We start from the raw sequence: 9,958 nt of genomic DNA, 5'->3' as shown, positions 1-9,958 counted from the left end.
TGTTTCGGTGGTCATAGCGTTAGGGAAACGCCCGGTTACATTCCGAACCCGGAAGCTAAGCCTTTCAGCGCCGATGGTACTGCAGGGGGGACCCTGTGGGAGAGTAGGACGCCGCCGAACAATCATTGGCCTCAGGCCCGGGATCTCTGATCCCGGGCCTGAGGTTTTTTTGCGTTGCGATGCTGCCCGGACGGCTGACACGATCGCCCTATGGGATACGAGATACGTGCCACCCAGCCGCACGAGTGGAAGCAGCGGAGGCAGCTGAGGCTGGCCGCGCTGCTGGATCCGGCGAGCAGCGTGGCCTTCGTCAACACCTACGAGACGGAAGCGGCCTTCCCCGAGGAGACGTGGCAGCGCAGAGGGACCACCCCCGGGTTCGTGGCCGTCAACGAGGCCGGCGAATGGGTGGGTTCCGCAACCGTGCTGGTGGAGGTCGGAGCGGCGTTCCCGGTCCCGCAGACCCATATCGTCGGCGTCTACATGGCGCCGGAGGGCCGCGGCAACGGGCTGTCCGAGCGGATGCTGCGGGCCGCGATCGACTGGTCCTGGGAACTGCCCGAGAAGATCGGCCGGGTCCGGCTGTGGGTGCACGAGGACAACGCGCGGGCGCAGGCGTTCTACGCGCGGCTGGGGTTCACGAGGACCGGCGAGACGATGGCGTTCCCGCTCGACGAGTCGCAGACCGAGTACGAGATGGAGCTCCCCCGCCCTTCCTGAGCACGAGCCCACGCAACCGCGGGCCTACGCGATGCGCTCCAGGTCGGCCGCGCTGACCTCGCCGAACAGACGCTCGCCCCGGGTCCAGCGCCGTACTTCGTCGACGGCGTAGGCACCGAGCCGGCGGACCTCGCTGCCCTGGCAGCCGGCGATGTGCGGCGTGACCAGGACGTTGGGGAGGCCGAACAGCGGGTGGCCGTGAGGAAGTGGCTCCGGTTCCGAGACGTCGAGGTAGGCCTCCAGGCGGCCGGTGGAGCATTCGCGGACCAGGGCGTCGGTGTCGATGAGCCGGCCGCGGGCGGTGTTGATGAGTGCGGCGCCGTCGCGGAGCAGGGCCAGCCGCCGGGCGTCGAGCAGATGGTGCGTCTCGGGCAGATCCGGGGCATGGACGGTGACGACGTCGGAGGACCGGCACAGGTCGTCCAACTCCACGAGCCCGACGCCGAGTTCGGCGGCCGTCTGCGCCGATACATACGGGTCGGCGAGGAGCACGCGATAGCCGGCGCTCGCGGTCGTGAGGCGGTCGATGACGCCTCGGCCGATACGGGAAGCCCCGATGACGCCGATGGTCGCACCGTCGCCCCCCTGACGTTCGCCGAAGCCCGGCAGGTCGCCGCGGGCGTACTGGGATGCGGTGCCCAGGGTGCGGCGGGCGGCCAGCACGATGGTGGCCAGAGCGAACTCGATGACCGGGCCCGCGTTGGCGTCGGCCGCGGAGGAGACGGAGATTCCGCGCTGCCAGACGGCCGGGTGCACATGGTCCTTGACGGTGCCGGCGGCGTGGATGACGGCGCCCAGCCGGGGGGCCGCGGCGAGGGTGTCCGGGCCGATGAGGGGGCAGCCCCAGCTGGTGATGAGCAGGTCCGCGGCGCGGAGTGCCGTGCGGGCCGCGAGGGTGTCGAAGCCGCTGGTGATGACGTCGGGATGGAGTCGTACGCAGCTCTCGAGCCGGGCCCGCAGATCGGCGGGGAGTACCGCGTCGACCACGTCCGCGCGCATGGCCAGGACTGCGGTCGGTCGGTCCGGCATGACAACCCCCACGATGTAAACGGTTACTTGATGTTGATCGGAGGCTAGAACGGCCAGCCCCTCAGGTCAAGAACGACACTGGTTCAAGGTCTTGACCCCGCGTAGTAACCGGTTTAGTTTCCTCCCACCTTGACCGTCAGGGAGGACGCGATGGCGATAGCCAATCCGGGCGCCACCGACCGCAGTCATGCGGTCGTTGCGCCCTTCGAGGAGCAGGAACGGGAGGGGCGGGCGGCCGAGCCGGGTGGGCCGCCCCGCCGGGACTCGCGGTGGAAGCGGTTTCGCAAGGACCGGGTCCTGCTGCTGCTGATGCTGCCGGGACTGGCGTACTTCCTGCTGTTCCACTACGGCGCGATGGCCGGCAACGTCATCGCGTTCAAGGACTACGTGCCGTTCGACGGGCTGTGGGCCAGCCAGTGGATCGGGCTGGAGAACTTCCAGCGGATGGTCGAGGACACCGACTTCTGGGCGTCCGTTGTCAACACCCTGTGGATAGCGCTGCTGCAGCTGACGTTCTACTTCCCCGTCCCGCTCGCGCTCGCCATGCTCCTGCACAGCCTGACGAGGGACAGCGTCCGGCGTTTCGTGCAGAGCGTCGCGTATCTCCCGCACTTCCTGTCCTGGGTGATCGTCGTCGCGCTCTTCCAGCAACTGCTGGGCGACACCGGCCTGCTGAACAGCGCGCTCGGCGACGCCGGGCTGCACAGCGTCGACATCATCGGGAACCCCGACGCCTTCAAACCGCTGGTCGTGGCGCAGGTGATCTGGAAGGACGCCGGCTGGGGGACGATCATCTTCCTCGCCGCGCTCGCCCAGGTCGACGAGCAGCAGTACGAGGCGGCCGCGATCGACGGCGCCGGACCGTGGCGGCGCTTCTGGCACGTCACGCTGCCCGCCGTGCGGCCCATTGTCGTGCTGCTGCTGATCATGCGGCTCGGCGACGTGCTGTCCGTCGGCTTCGAGCAGATGCTGCTGCAGCGCCCGGCCGTGGGGCCGGAGGCGGCGGAGATCATCGACACCTTCGTCTACTACAAGGGCATCATCGGCGGCGACTTCGGGTTCGCCGCCGCCGCGGGGCTGTTCAAGGGCCTGGTCGGTGCCGCGCTGGTCTACACGGCGAACAAGATCGCCCATCGTCTCGGGGAGCAGGGGGTGTACCGATGAGCGCCGTCCGACCCAGCTGGATGGAGAAGCCGCGGCCGGTCACGCGGGCGGCGAAGGCCGTGGCGCTGACGGCGGTCGTGGCGCTGGTCCTCGTCCCGTTCCTGATCATCGTCTCGACCAGTCTGGCCTCCCACCAGGAGGTCGTGGACAACGGCGGCTGGGTGCTGTGGCCGCAGCACCCGACCCTGCGCGCCTACCACCAGATCTTCGACGGCGGGATCGTCGGCCATGCGCTGATGGTGAGTGCCGGGGTGACGATTGTCGGTACGGCTGTGAGCCTCGCGTGCACCATCGGCCTGGCCTACGCGCTGAGCCGCCCCGGGGTCTTCGGCGGCCGCCCGGTGCTGCTGCTGATCCTCTTCACGTTTCTCTTCCCGCCCTGCATGATCCCCGGCTTCCTGCTGGTCAAGGGGCTGGGCATGCTGGACAGCTACTCCTCGCTGGTCGCTCCCGTGCTGATCAACGTCTTCAATCTGATCGTGCTGCGCGGCTTCTTCCAGTCGGTGCCCGAGGAACTGTACGAGGCGGCCCGGCTCGACGGGGCGGGGGACTGGACGGTGCTACGGAAGATCGTCCTTCCGCTCTCCAAAGCGGCACTGGCCGTCGTCGGGCTCTTCTACGCGGTCTCCTACTGGAACGCCTGGTTCTACGCCTCGATCTATCTCAACTCCGACCACTGGCCGCTGCAGCAGGTGCTGCGGACGTATGTGATCAACGGCGCGCAGATCGCCGACACCGGGGTGAGCGAGGCGGGCATGGTGTCGGCGCCGCAGACGATCCAGATGGCGGTGCTCGTCGTGGCCACGGTGCCGATCCTCGTCGTCTACCCCTTCCTGCAGAAGTACTTCACCAAGGGCGTGCTCACCGGCGCCATCAAGAGCTGAGCTCCCCGCCCACCTTCGCGAGTCCTCCGTTGCGAGTCTTCCTTCCGAAAGGACACCTCCGTTGAGTTCCTCGTCGTACTCGCGGCGTACCCTGCTGCGCTCGATCGCCGCCGGTGGCGCCGCCCTCGCGGTCCCGTCCGTCCTCACCGCCTGTTCGTCCTCCGCGGGCGGGCACGACGTCTCCAACGCCGGCAAGAAGCTGGCCGCCTGGCCGACGCATCTGCCCTTCCAGGGGCCGGTGCCCGACCTGCCGGGTTCGGCGAACGGTGTGCAGGCCGGCTTCACCTCCTACCCGAAGAACCTGGTGCGGGCGGTGGCCGCCAAGCCGGGTGACGGCAGCACGATCAAGGTGCTGACGATCACGTACGGGACGCCGCCCAAGGCGGCCGCGCAGAACAAGTTCTGGACGGCCGTCAACGAGGCGCTGGGCGTGAAGATCGAGTACACGGTCGTCCCGGACTCGGACTACCCCAACAAGATGGCGACGCTGATGGCCGGCGACGACCTGCCGGACATCATCAACATCGGCGGCGGGTACGTGCTGCCGCGCGAGGCCGAGTTCGTGCAGTCCAAGTGCGCCGACCTGTCGGAGTTGCTGTCGGGCGACGCCGTCAAGCAGTACCCGAACCTGGCGAACATCCCCACGTACGCCTGGCAGGACATGGGCCGTATCGGCGGCCGGATCTTCGGGGTGCCGGTGGAGCGCTCCAAGCCCGGCAACCAGCTGTGGATCAACCGGAACCTGTTCGCCGGGGCCGGGATGAAGGACGGCTGGACCGCGGACGACTTCCTGGCCGTGTCGAAGGCCGCGACCAAGGGCAGGACGTACGCGCTGGGTGCCTCGCAGCAGGGCGTGTTCGGGCTCAACGTGCACGCGATGGCGTTCGGTGCGCCCTACGAGTGGAAGGTGGAGGGCGGCACGTTCACCGACGCGTACGCCACCCCCGAATTCCGGGCGGCCATCGAGTACATGGCGAAGCTGCGGTCGGCCGGGGTGTTCGAGCCGAACGCCTCGGCGACCTCGCAGGTGGATCTCAAGACGCAGTTCTACAACGGCACCGTCGGCTCGATGACGGACGGTTTCGGCGCGCTGATCAGCAACGTCCAGGGCATCAAGGGGAAGTTCGACCTGGACGTCGCGCTGCCGTACGACGCGAGCGGCTCGGGCGGTGCGAAGCCGGCGATCCAGCAGGCGCGCAACATCTTCGGCTACACCGTGCTGAAGAAGGCGTCGAACGACCGGATCAAGCTCATGCTGCGGGTGCTGGACTATCTCGCCTCGCCGTTCGGCAGCAAGGAGTACGAGCTGCTGCACTTCGGCGTCGAGGGCACCCACTTCAGCCGCGGTGCCGACGGGTCGCCGAAGCTGAACGACCTGGGGCTGCTGGAGGGCAACACCAACCTGCCGTTCAAGTACCTGTGCGACGCGCCGCAGGTGCTCTTCATACCCGGCCGGCCGGAGGCGGTCCGGATCAACCACGCGTGGCAGGTCAAGGCCATGCCGATGATGGTCCGCAATCCGCGCTTCGGACTGCAGTCGGCGACGCTGAGCCGGGTCGGCGCCACTATCGACCAGTATCTGAAGGACAGCGTGATGAGCATCGTGGCCGGACGGAAGCCGATCGGCGAATGGGACGCGGCGGTCAAGAAGATGCGCAACGACGGCCGCGCGAAGATGGCCGACGAGCTGGCGAAGGACTACGCCGCCAACACCTGAGCGGGCGCCTGGGCGGGCGGGGGGATCGGATCCGCTCTGCGGATCAGTGGGTGTGGAGGGCGCTGCCGCCGGGCGTGGCACGACTACGCTGGGTGGCAGCGTGGGGTGGGGCGCACGGAATCGGACGGCAGGCATGCGGGCATGACGGAAGCAGCATCACGGGCCGGCGGTCAGCGTCGGGTGACCATCCGGGACGTCGCCGAGCGGGCGGGCGTATCGGTCGCGACGGTCTCGCGGGTCCTGGCCGGGAACTATCCGACGTCCGCCGCGGCGCGCGCGAAGGTGCTGCGGGCGGTGAAGGACCTGGACTACGTCATCGACGCGCGGGCGCGGGCGCTGGCCGGGACCGGTCCGAAGACCGTCGCGGTGATCGTGCAGGCCGTCGACAGCCCGTTCTACGCCGAGGTCGCCCAGGGCGTCGAGCAGGAGGCCGCGGCCCGCGGCCGGCTGTGCCTGGTGTGCAGCCACGGCGGGGACATCGCGCGGGAGCTGGCGCTCGTGCAGATGATGCGCGAGCAGCGCGCCGAGGTGGTGGTGCTGGTCGGCGGCGCCGTCGAGGACGAGCCGTACCGGGCCCGGCTGAACGAGTACGCGCACGCGCTGTCGGCGGCCGGGTCCCGGCTGGTGCTGTGCGGCCGCCCGGCGCCCACCCCGGACATGCCGGTGCTCGTCGTCGAGTACGACAACGAGGCGGGCGCCTATGCGATCACCAGCCATCTGCTGTCGGCCGGGCATCGGCGGATCCTGTTTCTCGGCGGGATCCCGGGCCACAGCACCTTCGAGCCGCGCCTCTCCGGGTACCGCCGGGCGCTCGCCGACCACGGTCTGGACCCGGAGCCGGCGCAGGTCTCCGGATCGGGCATGGGGCGGGACAACGCCTATGCGGCGGTCCGGTCCATGATCGCGGTCTCGGGCGGCAGACCGGAGTTCACGGCGGTCTTCGCGGGCGACGACCTGGTCGCGGCGGGTGCGATGTCCGCGCTGCGCGACGCCGGACTGCGGACTCCCGAGGACGTGTCGGTCGTCGGCTACAACAACGAGCATTTCGCGCAGGACCTCAACCCGCCCCTGACGACCGTGCATATCCCCTCGTACGAGCTGGGGCGCGAGGCGGTCAGGATCGCGCTGTCCGAGGACGTGTCGGGCGGGCCGGCGCAGCGCCGCCATCTGCTGGGCACGCACATCGTGGTGCGCGATTCGGTGGGACGGGCGCCGCGGGGCTGATCGTCCTGCCGGCCCATCAGGAACGGTGACGGCAGGAACGGTGACGGTTCGGGTTAGCCGAGCCGGACGGCGTCCGGGATCTCGTCGGCGATCGCGCCGACCGGATCGCCCAACGACAGTCGCACGTCCGCCTGTTGCCAGAGCGCCGTCCGCCAGCGGTCCCTGGCCTGTTCCGGCGAACGGAACACCGCGAGCACCGGAAGCCCGTCGGCCTGTCCGGTGGCAAGCAGCGCGGGCAGCTCCGGGATCGGAGCCAGTGCCGCGATGTCGTCGAGGACCAGCGTGATTGGTGGGTCGAGCCGACCGGCAGATGACCTCGCAGCCATGGACCGGCCGTGCTCGACCACGCTCGATACGAGTGCGGTCAGCAGTGGCATCGCACCCGGGCGGGCTCGTGGATCCTCGATCGCTTCACCCACCACGTAGAGCGTTCCCCTCTCGGAGACGAACGACTCCCAATCGGGTGCACCGGCTCGACCGGGATTGCAGGCGTCCCTGATATGGATGGAGTTGAGGCACTCCAGCCCCCGGTGTATCAGCGCTTGCGCGGCATCCCGGCGCTCGGGGTGGGCGTGGAGTATCGACTCCAACTCGCCGCTCCAGCCGGGAGCGGCCGTTCGCGCCGTACGCAGGATCCGTACTGCCTCGCCGCCCGCGGCGCCGCCCGCCGCCCAGCGGTGCACCTGACGGAACGGCAGTCCGTCGACGGCCGCCGCGTGCAGCCAGCAGCGCAGCAGGGTCTCCGCCGCCGCGAACGTCAGGGAGTCCAGGCTGCTGGTGGGCCGCAGCGGTGCGAGGAGTGCGGCGGCGCGGGTCGCCGCCTTCGGCGCGTCCTCGCAGCCGGTGTGCGGGGCCCAACGGAGGCGGCCCGGAAGGTCGATCAGATGCGCCGGATCGTAGACGGTGACCGGGCCCAGCTTGCTGCGGTTGCCGACGGTCCTGCGGTACGTCTCGGCGTCGGCGGTCGTGACGATCACCGCGCCGGCGGCGTTCAGGATCGCGGGCTCCACGGCCCGCTTGGCCTTGTCGCCGCGCGGGGCCGCGAACAGGGCGTACGTACGGGTCAGTTCACCGCCGGCGAGCGGGTCGGCCGCGGGCGGGGCGAGCGGCGGTATCCCGTGTCCCGTGGGGACGGCGGCGTTCTGCTGGCCGGGAGCGCCCTGGCCGCCCGGTACCGGGGCGAACTCCGGCTGGACGGGGGTGCCGTGGCCCTGCGGCGGCGCGGGGGCGGTGGCCGGGGGCTGCGCCTCGTAGGCCGTGGGTACGGCGGGCGTCGGCTCCGGCCGCCGCTCGGGTTCGGGCTCCGGCTGACGTTCCCGCTCGGGGTCGGACTCGCGGTCGGGCTCACGTCGCCGGGGGCGGGGTACGCCGCCGATGTCCTCGGACTGTTCTCCTCCGGCGGTGTCCTGGGCGGCTTTCGCCGCCGCGCGGGCCTCGCGGTGGTTGGCGCGCACCACGCGGTACCGGGTGAGGACACCGATCAGGAAGACCGTCAGGACGAAGAGAACCATCAACTGGCCGATGAAGATGCCCCAGAAGAGCCCGGAGCCGGGGAGCTCGGGCGGCGGCGACTCCGGCCAGGCGCCGGGGATGTCGTGCGGGTCGCCGATGAGGTGGCGCATGGCCAGCGGGGTGCGGGTGAAGTGCACCGCGGTGGGCCACTGGCCGTGGGCGAACAGCCCCGCGATGCCGGTGGCCGTCCAGACCATGATGGTCATGCCCAGCAGAAAGCCGAGGATCCCGAGGATCAGCCCGTCGGGGACACCGCCCTCGGCCCGCCGCTCGGCGGTCCCGCGTCGCTCCGCCGCCACGTCAGGCCACCGCGTCGTCGGCCAACTGCTTCGCGAGCGAGACCTCCGCGGCCGCGGCCGCGTCGGCCACCGCCTCCGCCTCGACCTGGGCCGTGTGGTCGACGGACGACTGGGTCATCGCGCTGTCCGTGAAGACCAGCGGGCGTTCGGACTCGGTGATCAGGTGCTTGACGACCTGGACGTTGCCGTTGACGTCCCAGACCGCGATACCCGGGGTGAGCGTCGGGATGATCTCCACCGCCCACCGGGGCAGGCCGAGGACCAGACCCGTCGCGCGAGCCTCGTCGGCCTTCTGGGCATAGATCGTCCGCGTCGAAGCCATCTTCAGGATGGCGGCGGCCTCCTTGGCCGCTGCGCCGTCCACGACGTCCGACAGGTGGTGGACGACGGCGACGAAGGACAGGCCGAGGCGGCGGCCGAACTTCAGCAGCCGCTGGAAGAGCTGGGCCACGAACGGGCTGTTGATGATGTGCCAGGCCTCTTCGACCAGGAAGACGCGCTTGACCCGGTCGGGCCGGATCCAGGTGTGCTCCAGCCACACGCCGACGATGGCCATCAGGATGGGCATGGCGATCGAGTTGCGGTCGATGTGGGAGAGGTCGAAGACGATCAGTGGCGCGTCCAGGTCGATGCCGTTGGTCGTCGGGCCGTCGAACATGCCGCGCAGGTCACCGTCGACCAGCCGGTCCAGCACGAGAGCCACGTCCAGGCCCCATGCCCGGACGTCGTCGACATCGACGTTCATCGCCTCGGCGGAGTCCGGCATGGGATGTCGGAGCCGCTCGACGATGTCGGTGAGGATCGGCTGCCGCTCGGTGGTGGTCTCCGTGACATACGCGTGGGCGACCTTGAGGGCGAAGCCGGACCGCTCGTCCAGGGCGCGCCCCATCGCGACCTCGATGATCGTGCGGAGCAGCGCGAGCTGCCCGGTCGCGGCGATCGCCGGGTCCAGCGGGTTGAGCTTGATGCCGCCGTTGAGGGCGGCCATCGGGTCCAGGCGGATGGGAGTTATTCCGAGCGCCTTCGCGATCAGGTTCCACTCGCCGACGCCGTCCTCGCCCTGGGCGTCGAGCACGACGACCTGGCGGTCGCGGAAGCGCAGCTGGCGCAGCACGTACGTCTTCTCCAGCGCGGACTTGCCGTTGCCCGACTCACCGAGCACCAGCCAGTGCGGGGCGGGCAGCTGCTGGCCGTAGAGCTGGAACGGGTCGTAGATGTAGCCCTTGCCGGAGTACACCTCGCGGCCGATGATCACGCCGGAGTCGCCGAGGCCGGGGGCCGCGGTGGGCAGGTACACGGCCTGCGCCTGTCCGGTGGAGGTGCGGACGGGCAGCCGAGTCGACTCCACCTTCCCGAACAGGAAGCCGGTGAACGCGTCGGTGAGCGCGGCGAGGGGGTCCAGCATGGGC

General features: G+C 70.1%; 8 protein-coding genes and 1 rRNA gene. 6 read left to right on the top strand and 3 right to left on the bottom strand.

Translation table 11 applies throughout. From position 1 onward, the window contains the following. Positions 1 to 3 precede the first annotated feature (3 nt). Positions 4 to 120 (top strand): 5S ribosomal RNA (gene rrf, locus G3I60_RS21965). 90 nt (positions 121 to 210) lie between these two features. Further along, positions 211 to 720: a GNAT family N-acetyltransferase gene (locus tag G3I60_RS21960; RefSeq protein ID WP_164295088.1), complete on the top strand. Its 510-nt coding sequence runs from the start codon at positions 211 to 213 to the stop codon at positions 718 to 720. A gap of 24 nt (positions 721 to 744) precedes the next feature. Here G3I60_RS21960 and G3I60_RS21955 read toward each other — a convergent pair whose 3' ends face one another. After that, positions 745 to 1,749: a hydroxyacid dehydrogenase gene (locus G3I60_RS21955; RefSeq protein WP_239070073.1), complete on the bottom strand. Its 1,005-nt coding sequence runs from the start codon at positions 1,747 to 1,749 to the stop codon at positions 745 to 747. Positions 1,750 to 2,058: 309 nt separating this feature from the next. Between G3I60_RS21955 and G3I60_RS21950 the strand changes: the two genes are divergently transcribed. The 4 genes from G3I60_RS21950 (at position 2,059) to G3I60_RS21935 (ending at position 6,738) form a co-directional block, all read left to right on the top strand. Further along, a complete protein-coding gene (locus G3I60_RS21950; protein WP_164295101.1) occupies positions 2,059 to 2,913 on the top strand; it encodes a sugar ABC transporter permease in 855 nt (284 codons plus the stop codon). Continuing rightward, positions 2,910 to 3,797: a carbohydrate ABC transporter permease gene (locus tag G3I60_RS21945; protein WP_164295087.1), complete on the top strand. Its 888-nt coding sequence runs from the start codon at positions 2,910 to 2,912 to the stop codon at positions 3,795 to 3,797. Before G3I60_RS21950 ends, G3I60_RS21945 begins: the two co-directional genes overlap by 4 nt. Positions 3,798 to 3,858: 61 nt before the next feature. Continuing rightward, positions 3,859 to 5,514, top strand: a complete 1,656-nt coding sequence (locus tag G3I60_RS21940; RefSeq protein WP_164295086.1) for an extracellular solute-binding protein — start codon at positions 3,859 to 3,861, stop codon at positions 5,512 to 5,514. 141 nt (positions 5,515 to 5,655) lie between these two features. Then, positions 5,656 to 6,738 carry a LacI family DNA-binding transcriptional regulator gene (locus G3I60_RS21935; protein WP_138358453.1) on the top strand — a complete coding sequence of 361 codons (1,083 nt, stop codon included), beginning with the start codon at positions 5,656 to 5,658 and terminating at the stop codon, positions 6,736 to 6,738. A 53-nt stretch (positions 6,739 to 6,791) separates the two neighbouring features. On the opposite strand, the gene G3I60_RS21930 is transcribed toward G3I60_RS21935, so the two are convergent. Next, positions 6,792 to 8,549 (bottom strand): type VI secretion protein, encoded by a 1,758-nt coding sequence (locus tag G3I60_RS21930; RefSeq protein ID WP_164295085.1) that lies wholly within the window; start codon positions 8,547 to 8,549, stop codon positions 6,792 to 6,794. A 1-nt stretch (position 8,550) separates the two neighbouring features. Further along, entirely contained in the window at positions 8,551 to 9,954 is a 1,404-nt protein-coding gene (locus G3I60_RS21925) for an ATP-binding protein (protein WP_164295100.1), read from the bottom strand. Positions 9,955 to 9,958: the final 4 nt, after the last annotated feature.

This window comes from Streptomyces sp. SID13666 (assembly GCF_010548325.1).
In the GTDB taxonomy this organism is placed as follows: domain Bacteria; phylum Actinomycetota; class Actinomycetes; order Streptomycetales; family Streptomycetaceae; genus Actinacidiphila; species Actinacidiphila fildesensis.
The sequence above is the reverse complement of the archived record's forward strand: the minus strand, read 5'-3'. Positions and strand labels throughout refer to the sequence as shown.